The organism is Pseudomonas sp. BN505 (genome assembly GCF_029873175.1).
Taxonomy (GTDB): Bacteria; Pseudomonadota; Gammaproteobacteria; order Pseudomonadales; family Pseudomonadaceae; genus Aquipseudomonas; species Aquipseudomonas putida.
The window spans coordinates 217866-242340 of the sequence record NZ_SSOI01000027.1 but is presented as its reverse complement, the minus strand read 5'-3'; the positions used below and the strand labels follow the sequence as shown (position 1 = coordinate 242340).

24 protein-coding genes are annotated in these 24475 nt (G+C 64.4%); 13 read left to right on the top strand and 11 right to left on the bottom strand.

The window, feature by feature from the left end:
• Positions 1–16 precede the first annotated feature (16 nt).
• From E8E78_RS07050 to panB, 3 genes are all read left to right on the top strand, one after another.
• Complete coding sequence (locus tag E8E78_RS07050; RefSeq protein WP_049275053.1) at positions 17–1123, top strand: 2-aminoethylphosphonate--pyruvate transaminase; 1107 nt, start codon at positions 17–19, stop codon at positions 1121–1123.
• Positions 1124–1157: 34 nt separating this feature from the next.
• On the top strand, positions 1158–1985 hold the full coding sequence (phnX, locus tag E8E78_RS07045) for a phosphonoacetaldehyde hydrolase (RefSeq protein WP_049275054.1): 828 nt from the start codon (positions 1158–1160) through the stop codon (positions 1983–1985).
• A 261-nt stretch (positions 1986–2246) separates the two neighbouring features.
• Positions 2247–3062, top strand: coding sequence for a 3-methyl-2-oxobutanoate hydroxymethyltransferase (gene panB / locus E8E78_RS07040; protein WP_059396117.1), 816 nt, complete (start codon positions 2247–2249; stop codon positions 3060–3062).
• On the opposite strand, the gene E8E78_RS07035 is transcribed toward panB, so the two are convergent.
• The gene (locus tag E8E78_RS07035) at positions 3050–4459 is read right to left on the bottom strand and encodes a PLP-dependent aminotransferase family protein (protein WP_059396116.1); all 1410 of its coding nucleotides are present in this window, start codon (positions 4457–4459) and stop codon (positions 3050–3052) included. The two genes, panB and E8E78_RS07035, sit on opposite strands and share 13 nt — an antisense overlap.
• A 50-nt stretch (positions 4460–4509) precedes the next feature.
• Positions 4510–5574: an AI-2E family transporter gene (locus tag E8E78_RS07030; RefSeq protein WP_280312806.1), complete on the bottom strand. Its 1065-nt coding sequence runs from the start codon at positions 5572–5574 to the stop codon at positions 4510–4512.
• A 133-nt stretch (positions 5575–5707) separates the two neighbouring features.
• On the opposite strand from E8E78_RS07030, the gene yegQ reads away from it, so the two are divergent.
• The 6 genes from yegQ (at position 5708) to E8E78_RS07000 (ending at position 11645) form a co-directional block, all read left to right on the top strand.
• A complete protein-coding gene (yegQ, locus tag E8E78_RS07025; RefSeq protein WP_059396115.1) occupies positions 5708–7042 on the top strand; it encodes a tRNA 5-hydroxyuridine modification protein YegQ in 1335 nt (444 codons plus the stop codon).
• A gap of 78 nt (positions 7043–7120) precedes the next feature.
• Positions 7121–8836 carry a copper resistance system multicopper oxidase gene (locus E8E78_RS07020; protein WP_280312808.1) on the top strand — a complete coding sequence of 572 codons (1716 nt, stop codon included), beginning with the start codon at positions 7121–7123 and terminating at the stop codon, positions 8834–8836.
• Positions 8829–9692, top strand: a complete 864-nt coding sequence (locus tag E8E78_RS07015) for a copper resistance protein B (RefSeq protein WP_049273969.1) — start codon at positions 8829–8831, stop codon at positions 9690–9692. The genes E8E78_RS07020 and E8E78_RS07015 overlap by 8 nt, the downstream gene beginning before the upstream one ends.
• 14 nt (positions 9693–9706) lie before the next feature.
• Positions 9707–10135, top strand: a complete 429-nt coding sequence (locus E8E78_RS07010; protein WP_049273967.1) for a DUF411 domain-containing protein — start codon at positions 9707–9709, stop codon at positions 10133–10135.
• Positions 10135–10572, top strand: a complete 438-nt coding sequence (locus E8E78_RS07005; RefSeq protein WP_016500649.1) for a YqaA family protein — start codon at positions 10135–10137, stop codon at positions 10570–10572. The genes E8E78_RS07010 and E8E78_RS07005 overlap by 1 nt, the downstream gene beginning before the upstream one ends.
• Positions 10573–10646: 74 nt before the next feature.
• Positions 10647–11645: an alpha/beta hydrolase gene (locus tag E8E78_RS07000; protein WP_059396113.1), complete on the top strand. Its 999-nt coding sequence runs from the start codon at positions 10647–10649 to the stop codon at positions 11643–11645.
• Positions 11646–11677: 32 nt separating this feature from the next.
• Here E8E78_RS07000 and zapE read toward each other — a convergent pair whose 3' ends face one another.
• The 5 genes from zapE to E8E78_RS06975 form a co-directional block, all read right to left on the bottom strand.
• Positions 11678–12784 (bottom strand): cell division protein ZapE, encoded by a 1107-nt coding sequence (gene zapE, locus E8E78_RS06995; protein WP_059396112.1) that lies wholly within the window; start codon positions 12782–12784, stop codon positions 11678–11680.
• A 146-nt stretch (positions 12785–12930) separates the two neighbouring features.
• The gene (locus E8E78_RS06990; protein WP_114942166.1) at positions 12931–14076 is read right to left on the bottom strand and encodes a PQQ-dependent sugar dehydrogenase; all 1146 of its coding nucleotides are present in this window, start codon (positions 14074–14076) and stop codon (positions 12931–12933) included.
• Between the two features lie 22 nt (positions 14077–14098).
• On the bottom strand, positions 14099–14416 hold the full coding sequence (locus E8E78_RS06985) for a hypothetical protein (RefSeq protein WP_016500653.1): 318 nt from the start codon (positions 14414–14416) through the stop codon (positions 14099–14101).
• Positions 14417–14619: 203 nt separating this feature from the next.
• Complete coding sequence (gene speB / locus E8E78_RS06980; protein ID WP_049273566.1) at positions 14620–15585, bottom strand: agmatinase; 966 nt, start codon at positions 15583–15585, stop codon at positions 14620–14622.
• A 25-nt stretch (positions 15586–15610) separates the two neighbouring features.
• Entirely contained in the window at positions 15611–16690 is a 1080-nt protein-coding gene (locus tag E8E78_RS06975; protein WP_016500655.1) for a polyamine ABC transporter substrate-binding protein, read from the bottom strand.
• Positions 16691–16792: 102 nt separating this feature from the next.
• On the opposite strand from E8E78_RS06975, the gene E8E78_RS06970 reads away from it, so the two are divergent.
• A complete protein-coding gene (locus E8E78_RS06970; RefSeq protein WP_059396110.1) occupies positions 16793–17683 on the top strand; it encodes a LysR family transcriptional regulator in 891 nt (296 codons plus the stop codon).
• Between the two features lie 38 nt (positions 17684–17721).
• On the opposite strand, the gene E8E78_RS06965 is transcribed toward E8E78_RS06970, so the two are convergent.
• Both E8E78_RS06965 and E8E78_RS06960 read right to left on the bottom strand, forming a co-directional pair.
• A complete protein-coding gene (locus E8E78_RS06965; RefSeq protein WP_114942167.1) occupies positions 17722–20148 on the bottom strand; it encodes a TonB-dependent receptor in 2427 nt (808 codons plus the stop codon).
• A gap of 176 nt (positions 20149–20324) precedes the next feature.
• Positions 20325–21449, bottom strand: coding sequence for a sigma-70 family RNA polymerase sigma factor (locus E8E78_RS06960; protein WP_114942168.1), 1125 nt, complete (start codon positions 21447–21449; stop codon positions 20325–20327).
• Positions 21450–21584: 135 nt separating this feature from the next.
• Between E8E78_RS06960 and E8E78_RS06955 the strand changes: the two genes are divergently transcribed.
• Positions 21585–22067, top strand: coding sequence for an LEA type 2 family protein (locus tag E8E78_RS06955; protein WP_016500659.1), 483 nt, complete (start codon positions 21585–21587; stop codon positions 22065–22067).
• A 17-nt stretch (positions 22068–22084) separates the two neighbouring features.
• Here E8E78_RS06955 and E8E78_RS06950 read toward each other — a convergent pair whose 3' ends face one another.
• Entirely contained in the window at positions 22085–22348 is a 264-nt protein-coding gene (locus E8E78_RS06950) for a hypothetical protein (RefSeq protein ID WP_016500660.1), read from the bottom strand.
• Positions 22349–22477: 129 nt separating this feature from the next.
• Between E8E78_RS06950 and E8E78_RS06945 the strand changes: the two genes are divergently transcribed.
• Positions 22478–22798: a DUF883 family protein gene (locus tag E8E78_RS06945; protein ID WP_280312815.1), complete on the top strand. Its 321-nt coding sequence runs from the start codon at positions 22478–22480 to the stop codon at positions 22796–22798.
• A 22-nt stretch (positions 22799–22820) separates the two neighbouring features.
• Here E8E78_RS06945 and miaE read toward each other — a convergent pair whose 3' ends face one another.
• The gene (gene miaE / locus E8E78_RS06940; RefSeq protein WP_016500662.1) at positions 22821–23438 is read right to left on the bottom strand and encodes a tRNA isopentenyl-2-thiomethyl-A-37 hydroxylase MiaE; all 618 of its coding nucleotides are present in this window, start codon (positions 23436–23438) and stop codon (positions 22821–22823) included.
• A gap of 157 nt (positions 23439–23595) precedes the next feature.
• Here miaE and E8E78_RS06935 point away from each other — a divergent pair, with 157 nt between their 5' ends.
• Positions 23596–24459, top strand: coding sequence for a universal stress protein (locus tag E8E78_RS06935; protein WP_280312817.1), 864 nt, complete (start codon positions 23596–23598; stop codon positions 24457–24459).
• Positions 24460–24475 lie beyond the last annotated feature (16 nt).

Sequence of the window (24475 nt, the reverse complement as noted above, 5' to 3'; positions counted from 1 at the left end):
TGTGAGGAAAAACGGAATGAGCAACGCCCCTATCTTGCTGACCCCCGGTCCCCTGACCACATCAATCCGCACCCGCCAAGCCATGCTGGTGGACTGGGGCTCCTGGGACCGTGACTTCAACCAGCTGACTGCCAGCGTCTGCGAACAACTGCTGGCGATCATCGACGGCACCGCCAGCCACCACTGCGTGCCCCTGCAAGGCAGCGGCACCTTTGCCGTGGAAGCCGCCATCGGCACCCTGGTGCCACGCGACGGCAAGGTCCTGGTGCTGATCAATGGCGCTTATGGCCAGCGCCTGGCAAAGATCTGCAAAGTGCTGGGCCGCACCTACAGCACCTTCGAAACCGCCGAAGACCAGCCCACCACTGCCGCTGATGTCGACAGGCTGCTGGCAGCCGACCCGGCCGTGACCCACGTGGCACTCATCCACTGCGAAACCAGCACCGGCATCCTCAACCCGCTGCCCGAAATCGCCGAGGTGATCAAACGCCACGGCAAGCGCCTGATCATCGATGCCATGAGCTCGTTCGGCGCGCTGCCGATCGATGCCCGCGAAATCCCCTTCGAAGCGCTGATCGCCGCCTCCGGCAAGTGCCTGGAAGGCGTACCCGGCATGGGCTTCGTCTTCGCCGATAAAGCCGCCCTGGCTGCCGCCGAGGGCAATGCCCACTCGCTGGCCATGGACCTGTACGACCAGCACGCCTACATGGCCAAGACCGGCCAGTGGCGCTTTACCCCGCCCACCCATGTGGTCGCGGCCCTACACGAAGCACTGCAGCAATACAACGAAGAAGGCGGCCTGCCTGCGCGCCACCAACGCTATGCCGACAACTGCAAGACCCTGCTCGACGGCATGGCCGCCATCGGCCTGCGCAGCTTCCTGCCAGCCGACATCCAGGCGCCGATCATCGTCACCTTCCACGCACCAAACGATCCCCGCTACCAGTTCAAGGACTTCTACGAGCGGGTCAAGGCCAAGGGCTTCATCCTCTACCCGGGCAAGCTGACCCAGGTCGAAACCTTCCGCGTGGGCTGCATTGGCGTGGTCGGTGCCGATGGCATGCAGGCCGCCGTGAATGCCGTGGCCGAAGTGCTGCGGGAAATGGAAGTGCTGGACATCTGACCCTTTGCCCACCCGAATTCAGGAATTAGCGCACATGAACTACAGCAACCCCACCCAGCTGCAAGCCGCCATCCTCGACTGGGCCGGCACCGTGGTCGACTTCGGCTCTTTCGCCCCCACCCAGATCTTTGTCGAGGCCTTTGCCGAGTTCGACGTGCAAGTGTCCATCGAGGAAGCCCGTGGCCCGATGGGCATGGGCAAATGGGACCACATCCGCACCCTGTGCGACGTGCCGGAAATTGCCGAACGCTACCGCAAGGTGTTCGGCCGCACGCCGACCGACGACGACGTCACCGCCATCTACAACCGCTTCATGCCGCTGCAGATCGAGAAGATCGCCGTGCACTCGGCCCTGATCCCCGGTGCGCTGGACACCCTTACCGGGCTGCGCCAGGACGGCCTGAAGATCGGCTCGTGCTCGGGCTATCCGAAGGTAGTGATGGACAAGGTGGTGGAACTGGCGGCGCAGAACGGCTACGTGGCCGACCACGTGGTGGCCACCGACGAAACCCCTAACGGCCGACCATGGCCAGCCCAGGCCCTGGCCAACGTGATTGCACTGGGTATTGACGATGTGGCGGCCTGCGTGAAGGTCGACGACACCGTGCCGGGCATTCTCGAAGGCCGCCGTGCCGGCATGTGGACCGTGGCACTGGTGTGCTCGGGCAACGCGCTGGGGCTGACCTGGGAAGGCTTCCGGGCGCTGAGCGCCGAGAAGCTGGAAAGCGAGCGCACGCGCATCCACGCACTGTTTGCCAGCTCGCGTCCGCACTACCTGATCGACACCATCAACGAACTGCCTGAAGTGATCGCCGACATCAACCGGCGCCTGGCCAGAGGCGAGATGCCACAGGCCTTCTGAAGCCGTGCGCAAGGCCTGCAGGAGCCGCCTCGTGTCGTGATCGGGCTGCGCAGCAGCCCCAGCAATCCAGCCCTTTTGGCTGAATCCGAGGGGCCGCTCTGCGGCCCGATCGCGACACAAGGCCGCTCCTGCAAAGGACCGCGCCAGCCGGCCGAATCAAGCAGGCAATCTGGGTCGCTTTTCAGCCTGGATCTGTACATTGAGTTGCCGCTGCAAGTTCCCAAAAATGGGCCATCCCTGTCCTGAGATGCCCAGCCCCCAATGAGCACACACACCCGCACCAGCCGCCTTACCGTCCCGCAACTGGTAGCCATGAAAGGCCGGCAGAAGATCGTTTCGCTCACCGCCTACTCAAGCTCCATTGCCCGGGTGATCGACCCGCTGGTCGACTTCATCCTGGTCGGCGATTCCACGGCCATGGTCGGCTACGGCCGCCCGTCCACCCTGGGCATGCGCCTGGACGAGACCATCGCCCACACCCGCGCTGTGGTCGACAGCACCCGCCTGGCCTGCGTGGTCGCCGACATGCCGTTTGGCAGCTACCAGGAATCCCGCGAACAAGCCTTTCGCAACTGCGCCCAGGTATTGGCCCGCACCGGCTGCGATGCGCTCAAGCTGGAGGCCAACCAGGCGTTGGCGAGCACCGTCGAATTCCTGGTCGCACGGGGTATCCCGATCATGGCGCACATCGGCTTGATGCCGCAGTTCGTCAATGCCATGGGCGGCTACAAGGCTCAGGGGCTGACCCCAGGCAGCGCTGCAGCCCTGCGCGCCGATGCGCAGGCGAACCTGCATGCAGGTGCTTTCAGCCTGCTGCTCGAAGGCGTGGCGGAGCCCGTGGCCCACGCCATCACCCAGGCCAGCGATAAACCGACCATTGGCATTGGCGCCTCACCCGCCTGCGATGGCCAGGTGCTGGTCACCGAAGACCTGCTGGGGCTGGGGGGTGACCACGTGCCACGCTTCGTCAAGCAGTATGCCGACGTCGGCCAGGTGATCCGCGAGGCCTGCACCCGCTATGCAGACGAAGTGCGCGACGGGGCGTTCCCTGCCTTGCACCACTGCTACGGGGTTTGAGCTTCGGCCTGAATTCCCTCGACAAGGCATTGCAGCGCGAAGGCAATATTCTTGCTCCAGTCCACTGTGCAGCACAGCCGCAGGTGGCTGTGCCATAGGCCACACTGGCTGAACAGCTCCCCGGGGGCGATGACGATGCGCTGCGCCAGCAACCGCTCGAAGACCCGGCGCATATCCACCGGCCGGGTCGCCTGCAACCACAGGCTGGCCCCGCCTTGGGGCTCAGTGATGCGCAGGCATCCCTGGCCGTAGACGTCCAGTAGCGCCTTCAGCTGCTGCAGGCGTTGGCGCAGCATGGGCCGCAAGCGCTTGACATGCAGCTCGACCCGACGCGAGGTGAACAGCCTGGCGATGGCCTTTTGGCGAATCGGTGACAAGCGAAAAGCACGTTCGAGAAACAGCTGCTGCAACCGCTGGTTATGCTGCCGGCAAAGCAGGTAGCCAAAGGGCGCCTCTGCGCCGATCAGCTTGTCCAAGGTCGAAAACACCAGCAGCCGGTCAGGGTCGGCGAAGTCCCGGTAGCGCGGCGCTGACGCGTGGAAACACAACTCGCCGTAGCCATCGTTTTCAAACAGCCACACTGCGTGCTCGGTTAGCCAGCGGCAGATCTGCTGCTTGTCCGCCGCCGGCATCAGGCCACCTTGCGGCACGTTGGCCGCTGACGACAGCACTGCCAGGCGCACAGGCTGATCGCACAGCAGCCGGTGAAACTGCTGCAGGTCGAAACGCCCGTCATCACCCAATGGCACTTCGATGATGGTCATGCGTGCAGCCTGCAACTGCCTCAGCACCGCCCAGTTGCAGGGCGACTCCACCAGCGCCACCTGGCCCTCCAGGTCGAGGGCGCGTAATGACAATTCGAGGATGCTGCGCAGGTCCGCGCCGATGAATACCTGATCGGCGCTCCAGTAATGCTGCGCCGAGCGGGTGTAGCGGTCGGCCAGCACGCTGCGCAACTCAGGCTCACCGAACGGCTGGAACAACGGTGCCAGCAAGTGCGGGTATTGGCGCGCCAGTTCGCGCTCGATCATCATTAGCGGCTGTTGCAGCGACAGCAACATGGCCGGCGCATCACTGCCCAGGGCCAGCATACCCGGCTGACGGGCACTGGCGAACACAGTGTCGAGCAGGCTCGGTGAGTGATGGCCACGCATGGCGGGCGCGCGGGTTCGGCTGAAGTAGCCCTGCTTGGGTCGCGCATACACCCGCCCTTCGTCTTCCAGCAGCGCATAGGCGTACTTGGTACTGGATACCGAAACGCTCAGGCGCCGGGCCAGCTCGCGCAGCGACGGCAAGCGCTGCTCCACATCGCAGGGCGCTGCCTCGATCCTGTCGAGCAAGTAGCGGTAGACCGTCTGGTAGGTGTAGCTGGGCTTGTCGATCTGGCTGTTGTCCATGGAGGCGACTGTGACGGCATTGAACCCAACCCTGGCGCATTGGTAAACCCTTACTGTGGCAATTGCACCTGCGGCTTGGTCGCGGCAAAGATCGCCCAGCTGGACACGAACAGCGCCGCGATCAATGGCCCGATCACGAAGCCGTTGAGCCCGAATACTGCCAGCCCACCCAGCGTCGACACCAGAATCAGGTAGTCCGGCATGCGCGTATCCTTGCCCACCAGAATCGGCCGCAGCACGTTATCCACCAGGCCAATCACCAGCACCCCGAACGCGGTCAGGATAATGCCCGGCAGTATTGCCCCGGTCAGCAGGAAATACGCGGCCACCGGCGCCCAGACGATCCCCGCACCCACCGCCGGCAGCAGCGACAGGAACGCCATCAGCACCGCCCACACCAGTGCGCTGGGGATATCCAGCACCCAGAAAATGAACCCGCCCAGCGCCCCTTGGGTAATGGCCACCAATACGTTGCCTTTCACCGTCGCCCGCACCACACGGTTGAACTTCAGCTGCAAACGGCGTTTCTGGTGCTCGGGCAGCGGCACGGCCTGCCTCACCCGGCGAGCCACTTCCGGGCCGTCGCGCAAAAAGAAGAACAGCAGGTACATCATGATGCCAAAGCTGACCACGAACTCGAACGTGCCTTGACCAAAGCTGAATGCCTGGCTGGCCAATACCTGGCTACCTTGGGTTGCCCACTTGGTGATCTTGTCACGCAACCCGTCAAGGTTGCCAATGCCCATGTTGTCCAGGCCATGCTGGGCGAATGCCGGGAGCAGGTCCTTGCCGTGCTCGACGTAACCGGCGATGTCCAGTTGCCCGCTTTCGATGCGCTGGTACAGCGTGGCGCCCTCCTGGACCAACAGCGCGCTGGTGATGATCACCGGCAGGATCGCCACCAGCAGGCACACCAGCGTGGTCGTGGCCGCGGCCAGGTTGCGTCGCCGCCCGAAGCGGATCAGCAGGTGGCGCTGCAGCGGGGCGAACAGGATGCCGAGGATCACCGCCCAGAAGATTGCGCCATAGTACGGCAACAGGATCCAGAAGAAGGCAATGGTCACCAGCGCCAGGAGTACTGCCAGGGCTTTGTTCTGTAGCGCGGTTTCGTTCATTGCAGTTCCTCTGATGACTTGTGAGAGATTAGTGCATGGCACTCGGGCAAAAGTGCCGCGCTCACTTGACGCAAATCAATACGCGCCTTGTCCATCGCCCCTAGCATCCCGGCCTTTTTGCCCCGGTGCGCACATGAACCCTACCGCCAAGCCCGAACTGCTCGCCCCCGCCGGCACCCTCAAGACCATGCGCTACGCCTTTGCCTATGGCGCCGACGCAGTCTACGCCGGCCAGCCGCGCTACAGCTTGCGGGTGCGCAACAACGAATTCGACCACGCCAACCTGGCGCTGGGTATCCAGGAGGCGCATGCCCTGGGCAAGCGCTTCTACGTAGTGGTCAACATCGCCCCGCACAACGCCAAGCTCAAGACATTTCTGAAGGACCTGGCACCGGTCATCGACATGGCGCCGGACGCGCTGATCATGTCCGACCCCGGCCTGATCATGCTGGTGCGCCAGCACTTCCCGCAGATGCCGGTGCACTTGTCGGTGCAGGCCAACACCGTCAACTGGGCGAGTGTGCAGTTCTGGCAGCAAATGGGCCTGAGCCGGGTGATCCTGTCACGCGAGCTGTCCCTGGAAGAGATCGAGGAAATCCGCCAGCAGGTCCCGGGCATGGAGCTGGAGGTGTTCGTCCACGGCGCGCTGTGCATGGCCTATTCCGGCCGTTGCCTGCTGTCGGGCTACCTCAACAAGCGTGACGCCAACCAGGGCACCTGCACCAACGCCTGCCGCTGGAAGTACGACGCCACGCCGGCCACCGAGAACGCCACCGGCGACATCGTGCGCGAAGTGCAGCCCACCCTTGGCCTGGGCGCCCCTACCGAGCAGGTTTTCCTGCTGCAGGAAAGCAACCGCCCCGGCACCGAAATGCCGGCGTTCGAAGATGAACACGGTACCTACATCATGAACGCCAAGGACCTGCGCGCCATCCAGCACGTCGAGCGCCTGGCCGGCATGGGCGTGCATTCGCTGAAGATCGAAGGCCGCACCAAGTCGCACTTCTACTGTGCCCGTGCCGTACAGTCGTACCGCCAGGCGATCGACGACGCCGTGGCCGGGCGGCCGTTTGACCGCGCCTTGATGGGCAACCTCGAATCCCTCGCGCAACGCGGCTACACCGAAGGGTTCCTGCGCCGCCACGTGCACGATGAATACCAGAACTACCAACGCGGCAACTCGGTCTCGGAGCGCCAGCAGTTCGTCGGTGAACTGACCGGCGTGCGTGTCGAAGGCCTGGCCGAGGTCAAGGTGAAGAACCGCTTTGCCGTAGGTGACCACCTGGAGCTGATGACCCCGCGTGGCAATTACCACTTCGACCTGCACCGCCTGTGCAACCGCCAACAGCAGGCCATCGACGTGGCACCAGGCGACGGCCATGTGGTGTACCTGCCCATTCCGGAGCAGGTCGCACTTGACTACGCCCTGCTGATGCGCGACCTGCGCGCCGACGAGGTGGCAAGCTGACAATGCTGTAATGTGCGCCTCAGCTGCCTGACAGGCGCCTGCAGCGAACATCGTGGCTCCCCCGCATGAGGCCACGCCATGTTGCGCACCCCCACCCGCCGTACCTTCGTCAAAGGCCTGGGCGCCGCCACCACACTGGCGGGCCTGGGGCTGTGGCGCCCGCTGGCCCAGGCCGCCGAAGGCCAGGACCTGGCCGGCCAGCACTTCGAGCTGTTCATCGGCCAGACCCCGGTCAACATCACCGGCCGCCCGCGCACCGCACTGACCATCAACAACAGCCTGCCCGGCCCGCTGCTGCGGTGGCGCGAAGGCGACACCGTGACCCTGCGCGTGCGTAACCGGCTGGCACAGGACACCTCGATCCACTGGCACGGCATCATCCTGCCCGCCAACATGGACGGCGTACCTGGCCTGAGCTTCGCCGGCATTGAACCCGGCGGGGACTACCTGTACCGGTTCACCTTGCGCCAAAGTGGAACTTACTGGTACCACAGCCATTCGGGGCTGCAGGAACAGGCCGGGGTATACGGGGCCATCGTGATCGAGCCGCGCGAGCCCGAACCGCACCACTACCAGCGCGACCACGTGCTGCTGTTCAGCGACTGGTCGGACCAGGCGCCGGAACAGCTGATGGCCACCCTGAAGAAACAGTCCGACGCGTACAACTATCACAAGCGCACGGTCGGCGATTTCATCGATGACGTGGCCGACAACGGCTGGAGCCCCACCGTCGCCGAGCGCACGGCATGGGCGCGCATGCGCATGAGCCCTACCGACCTCGCCGATATCAGCGCCGCCACCTACACCTACCTGCTCAACGGCCAGCCGCCGGACGGCAACTTCACCTGCCTGTGCCAACCGGGCGAAACCGTGCGCCTGCGGCTGATAAACGCCTCGGCCATGACCTATTTCGATTTCCGTATCCCCGGGCTGAAGCTGACGGTGATCGCCGCCGACGGCTTGCCGGTGAAGCCGGTGAGCGTGGATGAGCTGCGCATTGCCGTGGCCGAAACCTATGACGTGCTGGTGACCGTGGGCGACCAACCTACCTACACCCTGTTCGCCCAGAGCATGGACCGTACCGGCTTCGCCCGCGGCACCCTGGCCCGCGGCACCCTGGCCCGCGCCACCGGGCTGCAGGCCCCCGTGCCTACCCCCGACCCGCGCCCGGTGCTGAGCATGGACGACATGGGCCACGGCGGCATGGGCGCCATGGCGGGCATGGATCACAGCAACATGGCCGGCATGGACCACACGGCCATGTCAGCGATGCAACAACACCCGGCCAGTGAAACCGGCAACCCGTTGGTGGACATGCAGACCATGGCCCCGCGCGCCAACCTGGCCGACCCTGGCATAGGCCTGCGCAACAATGGCCGCCGCGTGCTGACCTACGCCGACCTGCGCAGCCCCTACCCGGACCCGGACGGCCGCACGCCATCGCGCGACATCGAGCTGCACCTGACCGGCCACATGGAGCGCTTCGCCTGGTCGTTCGACGGCGTCAAGTTCAGCGATGCCGAGCCGTTGCGTTTGGCCTACGGCGAGCGGGTGCGCATCACCCTGGTCAACGACACCATGATGACCCACCCCATCCACCTGCACGGCATGTGGAGCGACCTGGAAGACGAGCACGGCCAGTTTCTGGTGCGCAAACACACCGTCGACATCCCGCCCGGCAGCCGACGTTCCTACCGGGTGACTGCCGACGCCCTTGGCCGCTGGGCCTACCACTGCCACCTGCTCTACCACATGGAGACCGGCATGTTCCGCGAGGTACGCGTCGATGAATGACACCCGCAACCGCAGCGTCGTGGCCGGCGTGGCCCTGCTGACCCTGTTCGCCAGCGAACGTGCGCTGGCCGCTGGCATGGCGCACATGAACCATGGCCAGATGAACCATGAAAGCATGGGCCACGGCCCGGCCACGCCCAGCCCGCCGCGCACGCCCCTGTCTGCAATCACCGACGCCGACCGCCGCGCCGCCTTCCCGCCACTGCCTGGGCACCAGGTACACGACCGGGCGCTGAACTGGGCGGTGATCGTCGACAAGCTCGAATACCAGAACTTCGAGAGCAGCAGTGCCCTGAACTGGAACGCCACGGCCTGGGTCGGCGGCGATATCGACCGCCTGTGGCTGCGCACGGAAGGCGAACGCGAGCAAGGCAAGACACACAAGGCCGAAGTGCAGGCGCTGTGGGGCCATGCCGTGAGCCCGTGGTGGGAGCTGGTGGCCGGCGTGCGCCAGGACTTCAAGCCCGCCAGCGGCCAGACCTGGGCCGGCTTCGGCATTCAAGGCACGCCGCTGTATGGCCTGGAGCTGCAAGCCACCGCCTACGCCGGCGAGCGGCAACAGACCGCGCTGCGCCTGGAAGCCGCTTACGCTATGCTGCTGACCAACCGCTGGATACTGGAACCGAACCTGGAAGCCAACCTCTACGGCCGCAACGACGCCAGGCGCGAGCAGGGCGCCGGGCTGGCCGACAGCGAGGTGGGCCTGCGGCTGCGCTACGAGATCACGCGCGGTTTCGCGCCCTACATCGGGGTCAGTTTCAATCGCCTGCACGGCACGCGTGCCGACCAGGCGCGCGAAGACGGCGAAGACCTGGGCCAGACCCGCCTGGTTGCCGGTATCCGCCTGCGTTTCTAAAGGAGTGCCTCACCATGCTGCGCAAACACCTGCTGCCCCTGGGCCTGCTGGCCATCACCGGTCTGGCCCAGGCCGCCGAGACCATCGACGTCTACCGCGACCCCAACTGCGGCTGCTGCAAGGCCTGGATCAGCCACCTGCGTGACAACGGTTTCACCGTCAACGACCACGTCGAGCCGAACATGAGCGCGGTCAAGCAGCGCCTGGGCGTGGCGCCGCGCCTGGCGTCGTGCCACACCGGGGTGATCGACGGCAAGTTCGTCGAAGGCCATGTGCCGGCCGAGCAGGTGCGCATGCTGGCAAAGCGTAGCGACCTCAAGGGCCTGGCCGTACCGGGCATGCCCATGGGCTCGCCCGGCATGGAAATGGGTGACCACAAGGATGCCTACCAGGTCATCGGCGTAACCCAGGATGGCCAGGACACCGTTGTAGCCAACTACTGATGCTCAGCTTGTGGGCGCTGTTTCTCAGCGCCTTCGGCGCCGCCACCCTGCTGCCGCTGCAATCGGAGGCCGTGCTGGTCGGCCTGTTGCTCCGCCAGCCCGAGGCCTGGGCAACCCTGCTGCTGGTGGCCACCCTGGGCAATGTGCTGGGGTCGGTCGTCAATTGGCTGCTGGGCCGCGCCGTCGAGCACCTGCGCGACAAACGCTGGTTCCCGTTCAGCGCTGCCCAACTGCAGCGCGCGCAGCGGCGTTACCAGCGCTGGGGGCAGTGGTCGTTGCTGCTCAGCTGGATGCCGGTGATCGGCGACCCGCTGACGTTGATCGCCGGGATCATGCGGGAACCCTTCTGGCGCTTCCTGCTGCTGGTGACCCTGGCCAAGGCTGGCCGTTATGCGGTGCTGGCGATGATTACCCTGGGCTGGTTTCACGCCTGGTAACACCTTTCACGTTCCCGGCGCGCGCCTGGCTGCTAAAGTCGCCCTCTCCTATATGGCCCTACACGGAGTGCCCCATGCTGCGCGCAACCGCCCTTGCCCTGGCCTGCCTTGCCGGCAGCCCGGCCATCGCCGCCGAAACGCCTACCTACGGCCCCCAGCTCGAAGGCTTCAGCTACCCCCACCCGCTCAAGCACTTTGACTTCAAGTCCCAGGGCCAGTCCCTGCAGATGGGCTACATGGACGTCCCCGCACAAGGCCAGGCCAACGGCCACAGCGTGGTGCTGATGCACGGCAAGAACTTCTGCGCCGCCACCTGGGAAACCACCATCGACGCGCTGAGCAAGGCCGGTTACCGGGTCATCGCCCCCGACCAGGTCGGCTTCTGCACTTCCAGCAAGCCCGCGCATTACCAGTACAGCTTCCAGCAGTTGGCCGACAACACCCATGCCTTGCTCGAACAGCTGGGTATCAGGCAAACCATCGTGCTCGGGCATTCCACGGGCGGCATGCTCGCCACCCGCTATGCGCTGATGTACCCGCAGCAGGTGGAACGCCTGGCCATGGTCAACCCGATTGGCCTGGAAGACTGGAAAGCCCTGGGCGTGCCCTACCGTACGGTGGACCAGTGGTATGCGCGCGAGCTCAAGCTGGATGCCGAGGGCGTGCGCGAGTATGAGCGCAAGACTTACTACGCCGGGCGCTGGAAGCCGGAGTACGAGCGCTGGGTACAGATGCTGGCGGGCCTGAACATGGGGCCGGGGCATGAAGCGGTGGCGTGGAACTCGGCGCTGATCTACGACATGATCTTCACTCAGCCGGTGTACCACGAGTTCAAGGACTTGCAGATGCCGACCTTGCTGCTGATCGGCGACAAGGACACCACGGCCATTGGCAGCGATATCGCACCGCCGGAAGTGAAGGCGAAGCTGGGCAAGTATGCCGTGCTGGGGCCACAGGTGGCCAAGCTGATCCCCAAAGGTGAACTGATCACTTTCGAAGGCATGGGGCATGCGCCGCAGATCGAAGAACCCGTGCGGTTCAACCGTACCCTGGTCGAGTGGCTGGCCAAGTGAAACGGGGGCCGCTTTGCGGCCCCCGGCACTCATCAACAGAACCGCTGTAGTTGCATCTCCCGCAACCGGCTCAAGGTTCGCTGGTACGGGAATGCCAGATACCCCTGCGTATACAGCTCTTGCAGCGGCACCTCGGCCTCGAGGTACAGTGCCACACGGCGGTCGTAGCACTCATCGACCAGGGCGATGAAGCGGCGTACCGCATCGTCCTTGGGCGACAGCGCCGGCAGCTCACGGTCGCCTGCAACCACCCGTGCCGCACCATCTTCAGTGCCACGCGCAATGCGACCGGCCTGCTGCTTACCGCCCAGCGCCGGAATACCCGACACCAGGATGGCCGGAAAACGGTCGCAAAGTGCCATGAATTCCATGGCCGCCAGCGGTTGTTCGCACAGGTCGGTGAAGCGGCACCAGATAGCCTGCTCGCTGCGCCGCACGACCCGCACCTGCCTGGAGCCGATAACCAAGGGCTGATCAGTACCCGTGTGATCCGGGCTGAGCTGGCAGAACACCTCGCCCAGCGGGCTGGCCTGCCCTGTCGCTGCCACCCAGTAGCGCTGCCGCTCTGCACCGGGGTGCAGGCGGTGGTCCTGCTCGCCCGCCACGGGCAGTACCTGCATGTGCCGCTCAATGGCGGCGATGGCCGGCAGGAACCGCTCGCGGTTGAAACCGTCGCGGTAGAGATGGTCGGGTGGCTGGTTGGAGGTGGCGACGATCACCACGCCCTGGTCGAACAGTACCTGGAACAAGCGGCCGAGGATGATCGCGTCGCCAATGTCGTTGACGAACAGTTCGTCGAAGCACAACACGCGGATCTGCCCGGCCAGCTCCCGGGCCAACGCCAGCAGCGGGTCGGCGGTACCATTGAGCTGGAATAGGCGCTGGTGGACCCAGGCCATGAAGTGATGAAAATGCTGGCGCCGGCTGGACACGCACAAGCAGCGGTGGAACTGGTCCATTAGCCAAGTCTTGCCCCGGCCGACCGGGCCCCAGAGGTAGATACCCTGGGTGGGGCAGCCCTGCTCGACAGCCACGAAGCAGGCCTGCAAGGCCTCGACGGCGCGGGCCTGGGCAGGGTCGTCAGCGTAGCCCTGAGTGCTCAGGGCTTGCTGGTAAAGGGATTGGGGAGTGATGGCCATGGCCGCATTCTACACAGGTCCCTGTAGGAGCGGCCTTGTGCCGCGATGGGCCGCGCAGCGGCCCCAGGACTTCGGCATTGCAGCATAGATTATTGGGGCCGCTCTGCGGCCCATCGCGGCACAAGGCCGCTCCTACAGGGACCGCGTCAGTCGGCCAGGCCTACCTTCAGCAATGCGCCGTCCTTGTCATCGGTCAGCACATAGATGTAGCCATCCGGCCCAACCCGCACATCGCGGATACGCGCCTTCAAGTCACCGAGCAAACGCTCCTCATGCACCACCTTGTCGCCCTTCAGCTGCAAACGGATCAGCTCCTGTGTCGCCAGTGCACCAATGAACAGGTTGTGGTCCCAGGCCTTGAATGTCGGGCTGTCGTAGAACGCCATGCCGCTGATACCCGGTGACTTCTCCCACACATGGAGTGGGTCGACCATGCCGTCCACATGCTTGCCCTTGGCCTCGGGGATCGGCAGCAGCGAGTAGTTGATGCCATGGGTCGCAATCGGCCAGCCATAGTTCTTGCCGGGCTCGGGGATGTTGATTTCGTCGCCACCGCGCGGGCCGTGCTCGTGGGTCCACAGCTTGCCTGTCCAGGGGTTGAGCGCGGCACCTTGTTGGTTGCGGTGGCCGAACGACCAGATCTCCGGCCGCACGTTGTCCTTGCCGACGAAGGGGTTGTCCTTGGGCACTTCGCCATCCGGCAAAATGCGCACGATCTTGCCTTGCAGCTTGTCCAGGTCCTGGGCAGTGGGGCGCTGGTTATTCTCGCCCAACGCGATGAACAGATAGCCGTCGCGGTCGAACACCAGGCGCGAGCCGAAGTGGTTGCCCACCGACAGCTTGGGCTGCTGGCGGAAGATCACGCTGAAGTTATCCAGCCGCGCGCGGTCTTCGGACAGCTGGCCACGACCGACGGCGGTACCGGCCTTGCCGTCACTGCCCTCCTCGGCGTAGGACAGGTACACGGTACGGTCCTTGTCGAACTCCGGCGACAGCACCACATCCAGCAGGCCGCCCTGGCCCTCGGCCCACACCTTGGGCACGCCGCTGATCGGCGGGCCGACCTTGCCTTCAGCGTTGACCACCCGCAGGTTGCCAGCGCGCTCGGTTACCAGCATGTCCTTGCCGCCCGGCAGAAATGCCAGCGCCCAAGGGTTGCGCAGGCCGTCGGCCAGGGTGCTGACGGTCAACGTGCCTTCTTCGCTGCGAAACTGTTGCTCTGCCGCCGCCTGTGCCAGCAGGGGCATGAGTGCAGCGGCAGTCAGGGTAGCTAGCCAGGTTGCTCTGGGCATGCAGGATTCCTTCCGTATGGGCTCACGGCGCACGCGTGCTGTCGCGGGGCGGCCGGCTTGGTTCCAGGTTTGGGGTTTGTTGCTGCCGACGCAGGTTGTCGCCGTTGCCAATGCCTCGGTTGTCCAGGCTGGGCGTGCGCTGGTACGGGTCGGTGGACGGGCCGCGCACGGGAGGTGTGGCCGGCATACTGCCCTGGCGGCTGTTGGGGTTGGCGCGCTGGATCGGGCTGTTGTAGGGGTTGTTGTTGCCGGCCGCAAGCTGCAAAGGCTGCTGCGGGGCCGCGTGCGCGGGCAGGCACAAAGCCAGGCCGAGGGCCAGGATAGGCAATGTCGGGGTCATGCTTCACCTCCTGTACGAAAATGCCGCGCCTGGTGGATTTGATAGCCTAAGGCGCGAGGGGTTCGAGACAAAAGTGTGAATTTGGGCGGAGATGATTCCTGATGTTTCAGTATGTGCTCGCGGGGCTGCTTTGCTGTCCATTGCGACGCAAGGCCCTGCAGGAGCAGCCTTGTGCTGCGAATGGGCCGCAAAGCGGCCCCGGATCACTGGCCCTTGTCTACCTTGTGCCGCGCCGCATACAGGCACAACATCTCCATCGCCAAAGTCGCCCCCGCCAGCGCAGTGATATCGGCGTGGTCATAAGCCGGCGCCACCTCCACCAGGTCCATGCCCACCAGGTTGATACCGCGCAGCCCGCCCAGAATCTCCAGCGCCTGCACCGTGCTCAACCCACCACACACCGGCGTACCGGTGCCAGGCGCATAGGCCGGGTCGAGGCAGTCGATGTCGAAGGTCAGGTACACCGGCCGGTCACCTACACGCTGGCGAATTGCCGCAATCACCGCCTCGGTGCCCTGACGGTGCACCAGGCGGGCGTCGAGGATGGCGAAGCCCTGGCTGTCGTCATTGGTGGTGCGCAGGCCGATCTGCACCGAACAGGCAGGGTCAACCAGGCCCTCACGGGCGGCATGCCAGAACATGGTGCCATGGTCGATACGCTTGCCCTCCTCGTCCGGCCAGGTGTCGCTGTGGGCATCGAAGTGGATCAGCGCCAGCGGGCCATGGCGGCGGGCGTGGGCCTTGAGTAGCGGGTAGCTGATGAAGTGGTCGCCACCGAGGGTAAGCATGGCGCAGCCCGCTTCCAGAATATGGGTGGCATGGGCCTCGATGCTGTCCGGCACCGACTGCGGTGTGCCACTGTCGAAGGCGCAGTCGCCATAGTCGATCACGGCCAGGTGGTCGAACGGGTCGAACGCCCACGGCCAGTGCCGGGCCCAGGCCTGCTGCACCGAGGCGGCGCGGATCGCCCGCGGACCGAAACGCGCACCTGGGCGGTTGCTGGTGGCAGTGTCGAACGGCACTCCGCTGACCACCACATCCACACCACGCAAATCGCGGCTGTAGCGTCGGCGGGAGAAACTGGTAATGCCGGCGTAGGTACTTTCTGCGGCAGTGCCATACAGGCTGTCGCGGGTCATCGCCTGGTCGTTGCTTGCGGCTTGCTCCACGGTCGGGCTCCTTGGTTGTTATCAGTCACTGGCGGCTGCGGAAGGCCGTCCATAGGCGGTTGCGCTGGCGCAGGTCGGCCAGGGCCATGCTGCGGTCGGCGAACAGGCGCTGGCGCACTTCGGCAGGCGGGTAGATGTCCGGGTCATTGCGCACCGCCTCGTCCACCAACGGCGTGGCAGCCTGGTTGGCGTTGGCAAAGAACAGTGTGTTGGTCAGCGCAGCGACCGACTCGGGCTTGAGCATGAATGCGATAAACGCCCGCGCGGCCTCGGGGTGCGGCGCGTCCTTGGGGATGACCAGGTTGTCCTGCCACACCAGCGTGCCTTCACGCGGAATGCGGTAGATCAGCTCGAACGGCTTGCCGGCGCGGCGGGCCTGGTCGGCCGCCATCGCGGCATCGCCGTTGTAGGTCAGCGCCAGGCACACGCTACCGTTGGCCAGGTCGCTGATCTGCCGGCCATTGGCGACGTAGCTGATCGAGGGTTGCAGCTGGCTCAGCAGCTGCTGCGCGGCGGCCAAGTCATCCTTGTCCTGGCTGTAAGGGTCCTTGCCGAGGTAGTTCAGGGCCACGCCAATCACTTCCTGCGGCGAATCGGGCATGGCGATGCCACAGTCCTTCAACCGGCTGGCGTATTCGGGCTTGAACAGCAGGTCGAGGCTGTCCAGCGGCACGTCGCCCAGGCGCTGGCGCACCGCCTCCACATTCACCCCAAGGCCCAGCGTACCCCAGGTGTACGGCACGGCATGGCGGTTGCCGGGGTCGGCCTCGGCGAGCTTGGCCAGCAGGTCCTTGTCGAGGTTGCTGTAGCCGGGCATGGCCTGGGGGTCGAGCGCTTGCAGGGCATTGGCCTTCAGCGCCCGGGCCAGCACGGTCGAGGATGGCACCACCACATCGTAACCACTGCCACCGGTGAGTAACTTGGTCTCCAGCACTTCGGTGGTGTCAAAGGTGTCATACCGCACCTTGTAGCCGGTTTCCTGTTCGAAACGCTGGAGGGTTTGCGGGGCGACGTAGTCGGCCCAGCTGTAGAGGTTGACGACCTTTTCTTCGGCCTGCAGCGGCAGGGCCAGAACCAGGGACAAAAGGCACAACGATCGACGCATGACGGACACCTCGGCAAATGGGTGGATGCCGCGAGCATGCCAGCCGGGTTACATTGCAGGAATGGCAAGTTTGCAAAGCTGACATTCATCAGGAGCAATGTAATGCTCGGACAAGTGCACGATCCCGACCTGCACCTGCTGCGGCTGTTCGTCACTGTAGTCGAGGCCGGGGGCTTCAGCGCCGCGCAAGGCGTGCTGGGCCTGAGCCAGCCCACCATCAGCCAGCGCATGGCGCAGCTGGAAACACGCCTTGGCTACCGCCTGTGCAGCCGAGGCAAGGGTGGCTTTCATCTGACGGAGAAAGGCGCGTTGCTGTTGGATGCAGCGCGCGGGCTGTTGCTGAACATCGAGCAGTTTCGCCAGCAGGCCACCGGCGTTGCCGGGCGGTTGCTGGGGACCGTGCGCATCGGCATGGCAGAAAACCAGGACAAAACCGTGAGCCTGAAACTGGCGGCGGCCATCGCCGCATTCCGCACACGAGAGGAATCAGTGCAGCTGGAGCTGATCAGTGCACCGCCGGCGGAGCTGGAGCGGTTGTTGCTGGAGCAGCGGCTGGATTACGCCATCAGCTACTTCTCCGGCAACCAGGCGGCCTTTGATTACCAGCCATTGTTTGAGGAACCGCAACGGCTGTATTGCGGCAAGGGGCATGTGCTGTTCGGCGAATCGGGTGTTGAGCTTGAGCGGTTGCTGGAGATGGACCAGGTGCGCCATCCATACCGGTTTCTCAAAGGCGGTGAGCCGTTCCAGAGCAGGCACAGCATGGCTGTGGCGGAGCAGATCGAGAGCGTGCTGACGTTCATTCTGTCAGGGCGGCATATTGGCTACCTGCCCTGCCATTGCGCCCACGCCTGGGAGGCGGAGGGGTTGTTGTGGGCGCTGAACCCAGGGCTGGATTTTGTGGTGCCTTTTACCCTGGCCAGGCATCGGGCGCAGGTGACGGGTGAAGCGCAACAGGCGTTTGCCGAGGATTTGCTCGCAGCGTTCGCCTGATGCGCTCCTACAAGGGCCGGGCACGCCTTGGAGAAGGGTTAGTAAGCCATGCTCCAGGTCAGGGTGTAGGTACGCCCGCGCCCTTGGTAGTCATACAGGTACGCCGGGCCGTAGGTCGGCGAATAGAACAGCGTCGCGCGTTGGCCCCAGACCGTGCTGTACTGCTTGTCCAGCAGGTTCTGGATGCCGGCACTGAAGGTGCCGAAGCCGGTGTCCTGGCTACCCAGCAGGTCGAAGGTGGTGTAACCGTCGATCTCGTGGTCGGCATCGTCCTTCAGGCTGAACGCATGGTTGGCTTGCAGCCGCGCACTGCGGCCATCGCCCTTCCAGCCAACAAATGCCGTGGCCTTGGACAAGGATGCATAGCGGGCATCACGCTTGTTCCAGCCGCCGTCGGCAGCCTCTTCCTCGGAGCGGGTCAGGTGCAGGGTACCGCCCGCTTCCCAGCCCGTCTGGAAGTGCCGGGTCAGCGCACCTTCAAAGCCGAAATCGCGGCTCTTCTGCTCTTCCACGTTGATCGTCAGCGTTTGCGAATCGACGTTGATGATCTTGTCCGACCAGATGTAGTACAGCGCCGCCTGGGCATCCCAGTCCAGGTCGGCATAGCGCCAGCCCAGTTCCACCTGGCGGCTCTTGATGCCGGCCAGCGGGTTGTCGGCCACGCTCAGGCCCGGCTTGCCGTAATACTTGGCAGGGTCTGGCAGGTCGAAACCTTCGCCATAGTTGCTCCATACCTGGTGGCCGTTCTTGAAGTCGTAGATGGCGCCTACGTTGAACAGGTTGACCTGGTAATCGTTGCTGCCACCCGGCACGCCCTTGAAGTCGCTGACGTCGACGTCCATCTGCTGGCGACGGGCACCGCCGGAGAACGTCAGGTTGTCGGTGGCATGCCAGTCCAGCTGGGCGTACACCGACACACCATCGACCCGGTAGCTGGGGTAGCGCGCGGCATCGCTGTCCTTTTCCATCTCCAGGCCGCCCGACTCGGACGAGGTCAGGGCGTTGAAGGTGGTCTGCTCGGCATTGAAGCGCTCGCGATCCAGGTCGAGGCCATAGGTGAGCTTCAACGTGTCCCACTGTTTGGCGAACAGGCCCTTGAGGCTGGTGACCTCGAAGTTCTGCTGCGAGGCAGCAAAGTACACCCCGCGCGAGCCGGTGGGCGTGGCGCGGTTGTAGTACGGGAACGGGTAGAAGTTGTCGTCTTCCTTGCGGTACGAGGCCTGCAGGTAGAAATCCTGGCCCAGCACATCGCTGTGGTGGTAATTGGCGTTCAGCAACAAGCGCCGGGTACGCGGCTCCAGGTCGGACGAATAGCCGCTGCGCAGCTCAGCGTCTTCCAGGTCGGATGGCGCATTGTAGTTGAGGTTGGGAAAGTAGATCCCCGTGCTGCCGTGGTTGCCCGAATCGTAGTACTGGGCCAGCAGGTCGAGGCTCTGCTGGTCGTTCAACTGCAAGCCCAGGGTGCCGAGCACGTCGATTGTGCGGTTGTATTGCAGGTCGGTCTGGGTGTTGTCGATGAAGATCTGGTCACCGGCACCGTCGTAGAAGGCTTCGTTCTGCTCGCCGGAAATACCCAGCCGGGCATTGACCCGCTCGTTGCCGCCGCTGATCGACTGGGCGAAGCGGGTGGCCAGGTCATCGCTGTTGTTGAACCCGCTGCTGGCGCCAAGCTGGGTCTCGAAGCGCGCCGGGCCGGGTTCGCCCTTCTTGGTGACGATGTTGATGATGCCGCCAGTAGCACCACCGCCGTAGATGGCGCTGGCGCCAGACAGCACTTCGACACGCTCGACGTTGAACGGTGAAATGCTGTCGAACTGGCGCGACAGGCCGCGCGAGCTGTTCTGGCTGACCCCGTCGATCATCACCAGCACGTTGCGCCCGCGCATGTTCTGGCCATAGTTGGTACGCCCTTCCGGCGCCAGGTCGAGGCCGGGTACCAGCTTGCCGATGGCTTCTTTCAGGCTGACGCCGCTGTCGATCTGCTCGCGCAGCTGCTGCTGGTCAACTACCCACACAGTGCCGGGGATTTCGCTGATTGCGGTGCTGGTACGCGAGGCCACGCTGACTTCGATCGGCTTGAGGTTGACCGCCTGTGGCGCTGCCTGGGCCTTGCGCAGGGTCACGGTGCGCGCGTCACTGAAGTGCCAGCTCATGCCGCTGCCGGCCAGCAACTGCTGCAGGGCCTGCTCGACGCTGTAGCTGCCGTGCATGGCCGGGCTGGCAAAGCCTGCTGCATCCCCTGTGGTGTACAGCAAGTGCAGGCCGGCCTGGTCGGCAAAGGTGGTCAGGGCCTGGTCCAGCGGCTGCGCTGGCAGGTCGATCTGAACCTGGCGAGCCTGCATCTGGGTTTGTTCGGCAGTGGTTGCGGCCGTGGCATGCAACGGGCCGACCAGCATGGCCAGGGCGCCACAAGACATCAGGGCATGGTGAAGAGGACCGCGACTGCGGTGAAAGGGCTTGAGCATCAGAGGCACGAATGAGCTTCCTGACAAGTCGTAAATAAGAATAGGTTGCTGATCAGTCCCACTACGACGATCTGGCTTGCAGGAACTTGCAGTGCCAAATGGAAAATATTTTTATTTCTGTGCCGGCCTCTTCGCAGCACAAGGCTGCTCCTACAGGAATCGCACATGCCTGCTGATCAATGAACCACAGCCAACCACGGCAGGTAGGTAACCTTCAGCCCATACCGCTGCTCAAGCGTGCGCAGCAGTGCTTCAGGCTCGTCCAGGTCAAACACCCCGCTCACCTCCATCGCCGCCAGCTTGCTGTCGGACAGCACGATGCGCCCATGCCGGTAACGCTCAAGCTCCATCAGCACCTGGCCCAGCGGCTTGCCGTTGAAGATCAGCTTGCCGCGCTGCCAGGCCATCTGCGCACCGGCATCGGCCGCCACCGCCAGTTCATGTTCGCCGACCTTGGCTTCACCGCGTGCCAACACCACGCGGCCATCGCGACGCACGCTGAAGGTGGCGGCACCACCCTGCACCCGCTCGCCTGCCGTATCGACCACAAACGGCCGCGGATCATCCGTGGCCTCGAACAAGGCCTCACCGGCAGCCAGCACCACACGGCGTTCGTGCTCACTGAACACCACACTCAGCGCACTGGCGCTGTTCAGCGTCACCCGCGTGCCGTCCGCCAGGGTAATCACCTGCCGTTCACCCACAGCGGTGTGGTAGTCCGCCAACAACACCGGTGCCTGCTGCCAGCCCGCCACAGCGGCAACCAGCAACACCACGGAGGCCGCCACACCGGCCTGCTTGAGCCAGTCGCGACAATGACGCAGGGCCTGGCCGATATATTTGGCCACCATGCTCTCGGAAACCCCCAGCCGCTGTGCAATCTGCGCCTGGGTCAGGCCTTCGACGCGGTTCAGCAACAACGCCTGGCGGGCATTGTCGGGCAGCTTCAGCAGCGCATCGTCAAGGATTTGCAGGCGCTCACGGGCCAGCAACGTCGCCTCGGGCGCTGGCGCCGGGCAGGTCAGTTCACCGGTCCCGTCACAGTCGTCATGGCTGGCAGCCAGGCGCTGCTCACGGCGCAAGGCATCAATTGCCAGGTTACCGGCCACGCGGAAGATGAAGCTGCGGGCGTGCAGCACCGGCACCGCCTGTTCATCGACTTTCACCAGCTTCAGGTAGGTTTCCTGCGCCACGTCGGCTGCGCGCTGGCGGTCGCTCATGCGCCGCGTCAGGAACTGCAACAGGTCGTCGTAGTGCTCCTGGAAAGTCGCCAGCAGGCCCGACACGGGTGACGTCAGCATGGGTTTGGGCACTGCCAGCAGGATGAGTTATCGGGCGTTAATGAGAAACAGTATCTTTCATCTGCAAGGAGACTTTCAACGCCGACGCGCATTTGCCACACTGGCGGTTCGCTCACTCTGGCAAGGTCGCCCGCAATGACTGCCCGCCTGCACCGCTGTAGCCGTCTGTTTCTCGTCCTGCTGATGGCGTATGGCCTGGGTGCCTGCGCACTGTTCCAGCCACGCGACCCGGTCAACATCAGCGTGATCGGCATCGAGCCGCTGCCCGGCCAAGAACTGGAACTGCGCATGGCGGTGAAAATGCGCGTGCAAAACCCTAACGAGTCGCCGATCGACTACAACGGCATTGCCCTGAACCTGGAAGTGAACGGCCAGCCGCTGGCCGCCGGGGTCAGCGACCAGCAGGGGCACATTGGCCGCTATGACGAAGCGGTGATCGTGGTGCCGGTGAGCATCACGGCGTTTTCCTTCCTGCGCCAAGCCTATGGGCTGGGCACGGTGGACTCACTGAAGGGTTTGCCCTACAAGCTGCGCGGCAAGCTGGCGGGCGGATTGCTGGGGACCGTGCGCTTTACTGACGAGGGCAAGCTGGACCTGCCAAAAGGCGCGACCTGGTAAGCACCCGCCAGGGGTATTCAGCGGCTGGCGCTGGCGGCGGCCATCAGCTTGTTGACTTCGCTGCGCACCATGCTGGCGTATTCGGGCGGCGACATGCTCTCCAGTTCGGCGCGCACCCACTCGGCCCATTTACCCTTGCGCCGGGGCTTTTCGGCGATCAGCCGGGCCGCATCGCCCTTGGCCTTGCCCAGGCTGCTCTGCCACATCTCGAACAGCCGCGCCTTCTCTGCCTCGATCTGCGCCCGTTCCTCGAAGCTCATGTTGGCCAGATTGAAACTCATGAAGGTACCTGCAAGTTTGAAAATGGCCGCTATCTTACACCCAGGCAACGCAACATCGGAAAGCCACCGCAACTTTCCCGACGCAGCGGCATCCATTGTTCACACCACCCCATCAACGAGGACGAGTTCATGGCCCGTAAAAACGCCACACTGGCGGACAGCGATCAGATCAAGGACCAGGTATTCAGCGAACTGCAATCGCTGATCGAAGAATCGGAAAAGCTGCTGAACGACAGCGCCGCCCTGGTCGGCGAAGAAGCAGAAACCCTGCGAGCGCAGGTCAGCCTGAAACTGAAACAGGCACGCCAGGCCGCTGGCACTATGCGCGACAAAGCGCAACCGGTGGTGGACGCCACCCAGGACTACATCGGCGGCCACCATTGGCAGACCGTCGCCATTTCCGCCGGCCTGGGGCTGGTGGTGGGCCTGCTGCTGGGGCGGCGCAACTGAAGCCTGGGCCGCCTGGTGCGAATCAGGCGGCCAGCGCTTGCGGGATACCGCTGTGGAAGCGCAGTTCCTGGTCCGGAGACTGGATCAGCTCCATTTCCGCAGCGCGTACCAGTTCAATCCGGCGGGCGATGTCCGCCTCATCACCGTAGTTGTGCGCCAGTTTCAGGTAGCCCTGGTAATGGCGCGCTTCGCTTTTCAGCAGGCCGTGATAGAAGCGGCCCAATTCTTCGTCCAGGTGCGGCACGAGCGCGGCAAAGCGCTCGCAACTGCGTGCCTCGATGAACGCCCCCACCACCAGCGTGTCCACCAGCTTGACCGGCTCGTGGGCGCGCACCAGGCGGCGCAGCCCCGAGGCATAGCGGCCCGCCGACACCGGCCGCAGTGGCACGCCACGGCGCTTCATCAGGCGCAGCACCTGTTCGTGGTGCACCAGCTCCTCGCGGGCAAGGCGCGACATCATGTTGATCAGGTCGAGGTGGGTGTTGTACTTGGCCATCAGGCTCAAGGCAGTGCTCGCGGCCTTGAATTCGCAGTTCTTGTGGTCGATGAGCAGGGTTTCCTGGTCGGCGAGCGCCGCTTCGATCCAGGCGTCTGGCGTCGGGCAGCCAAGAAAGGCATCGATTTCGGGGATCAGGGACATAAGCGTGCAACCACACAGAACAGGCAGGGCCGCCGATTATACCGGCGGCGACGGGCGGCGCCAGTGACTATGCTTGTTGATGTACATCAAGCGCCAGCGGGGGGCGCGCCGTCTATAGTCAGGCATTGGTCGCCACCTTTGAAGGGAGCTAACGCCCATGCAAGCCGTCCGCAGCATCCTCGTCGTCCTCGACCCCGAGCACGCCCACAGCCGGGCGCTGACCCGGGCCAAGCTGATTGCCGGCGTCACTGGCGCACGCCTGCACCTGCTGATGTGCGACAAAAATCATGACCACACTGCACTGCTTAGCCTGCTGAGTAGCCAGTTGCACGATGACGGGTACGACAACGTCACCCACGAGGAGGCCTGGCGCGACAACCTGCACGACACCATCATCTATGTGCAGCAGGCCGAGGGCTGCGAGCTGGTGATCAAGGAACACCGCCCGGACAACCCGCTGAAAAAAGCCTTGCTCACCCCCAGTGACTGGAAGCTGCTGCGCCAGTGCCCGTGCGCCGTGCTGATGGTCAAGAGCGAACGGCCGTGGACTGGTGGCAAGATTCTGGCCGCGGTGGACGTGGGCAACCAGGACGAAGACCATCGCCGCCTGCATGCCAGCATCATCGACCATGGCTTCGAGATTGCCAAACTGGCCAAGGGCGAACTGCATGTCATCAGCGCCCACCCGTCGCCAATGCTGTCGGCCTCCGACCCGACCTACCAGCTGAGCGAGACCATCGAACAGCGCTACCGCGAAGCGTGCAAGGCGTTCCAGGCCGAGTACGGCATCAGCGAAGAATGCCTGCATGTGGCCGAAGGGCCGGCGGATGTGCTGATTCCGCATACCGAGAAGAAGCTCGAGGCGGTGGTGACGGTGATTGGTACGGTGTGCCGCACGGGGATTTCCGGGGCGTTGATTGGCAATACTTCGGAGGTGGTACTGGATGCGCTTGAGGGGGATGTGCTGGTGCTCAAGAGCGAAGAAGCCATAGCCCACCAGGCCGAACTAGCCCGCGGCTGACGCAAGTTCCACAATT

Bases quoted from the DNA above. Each gene is read 5' to 3' on its own strand.
- E8E78_RS07015 (WP_049273969.1), top strand. From the start codon at position 8,829: ATGAATGACACCCGCAACCGCAGCGTCGTGGCCGGCGTGGCCCTGCTG.
- E8E78_RS06955 (WP_016500659.1), top strand. From the start codon at position 21,585: ATGACTGCCCGCCTGCACCGCTGTAGCCGTCTGTTTCTCGTCCTGCTG.
- E8E78_RS06990 (WP_114942166.1), bottom strand. From the start codon at position 14,076: ATGCCCAGAGCAACCTGGCTAGCTACCCTGACTGCCGCTGCACTCATG.
- E8E78_RS06960 (WP_114942168.1), bottom strand. From the start codon at position 21,449: ATGCTGACGTCACCCGTGTCGGGCCTGCTGGCGACTTTCCAGGAGCAC.
- E8E78_RS07020 (WP_280312808.1), top strand. From the start codon at position 7,121: ATGTTGCGCACCCCCACCCGCCGTACCTTCGTCAAAGGCCTGGGCGCC.
- E8E78_RS07035 (WP_059396116.1), bottom strand. From the start codon at position 4,459: ATGGACAACAGCCAGATCGACAAGCCCAGCTACACCTACCAGACGGTC.
- E8E78_RS07030 (WP_280312806.1), bottom strand. From the start codon at position 5,574: ATGAACGAAACCGCGCTACAGAACAAAGCCCTGGCAGTACTCCTGGCG.
- panB (WP_059396117.1), top strand. From the start codon at position 2,247: ATGAGCACACACACCCGCACCAGCCGCCTTACCGTCCCGCAACTGGTA.
- E8E78_RS06945 (WP_280312815.1), top strand. From the start codon at position 22,478: ATGGCCCGTAAAAACGCCACACTGGCGGACAGCGATCAGATCAAGGAC.
- E8E78_RS07000 (WP_059396113.1), top strand. From the start codon at position 10,647: ATGCTGCGCGCAACCGCCCTTGCCCTGGCCTGCCTTGCCGGCAGCCCG.
- E8E78_RS06965 (WP_114942167.1), bottom strand. From the start codon at position 20,148: ATGCTCAAGCCCTTTCACCGCAGTCGCGGTCCTCTTCACCATGCCCTG.
- yegQ (WP_059396115.1), top strand. From the start codon at position 5,708: ATGAACCCTACCGCCAAGCCCGAACTGCTCGCCCCCGCCGGCACCCTC.
- E8E78_RS06985 (WP_016500653.1), bottom strand. From the start codon at position 14,416: ATGACCCCGACATTGCCTATCCTGGCCCTCGGCCTGGCTTTGTGCCTG.
- zapE (WP_059396112.1), bottom strand. From the start codon at position 12,784: ATGGCCATCACTCCCCAATCCCTTTACCAGCAAGCCCTGAGCACTCAG.
- E8E78_RS06935 (WP_280312817.1), top strand. From the start codon at position 23,596: ATGCAAGCCGTCCGCAGCATCCTCGTCGTCCTCGACCCCGAGCACGCC.
- phnX (WP_049275054.1), top strand. From the start codon at position 1,158: ATGAACTACAGCAACCCCACCCAGCTGCAAGCCGCCATCCTCGACTGG.
- E8E78_RS07050 (WP_049275053.1), top strand. From the start codon at position 17: ATGAGCAACGCCCCTATCTTGCTGACCCCCGGTCCCCTGACCACATCA.
- E8E78_RS07005 (WP_016500649.1), top strand. From the start codon at position 10,135: ATGCTCAGCTTGTGGGCGCTGTTTCTCAGCGCCTTCGGCGCCGCCACC.
- miaE (WP_016500662.1), bottom strand. From the start codon at position 23,438: ATGTCCCTGATCCCCGAAATCGATGCCTTTCTTGGCTGCCCGACGCCA.
- E8E78_RS06950 (WP_016500660.1), bottom strand. From the start codon at position 22,348: ATGAGTTTCAATCTGGCCAACATGAGCTTCGAGGAACGGGCGCAGATC.
- E8E78_RS06975 (WP_016500655.1), bottom strand. From the start codon at position 16,690: ATGCGTCGATCGTTGTGCCTTTTGTCCCTGGTTCTGGCCCTGCCGCTG.
- E8E78_RS06970 (WP_059396110.1), top strand. From the start codon at position 16,793: ATGCTCGGACAAGTGCACGATCCCGACCTGCACCTGCTGCGGCTGTTC.
- E8E78_RS07010 (WP_049273967.1), top strand. From the start codon at position 9,707: ATGCTGCGCAAACACCTGCTGCCCCTGGGCCTGCTGGCCATCACCGGT.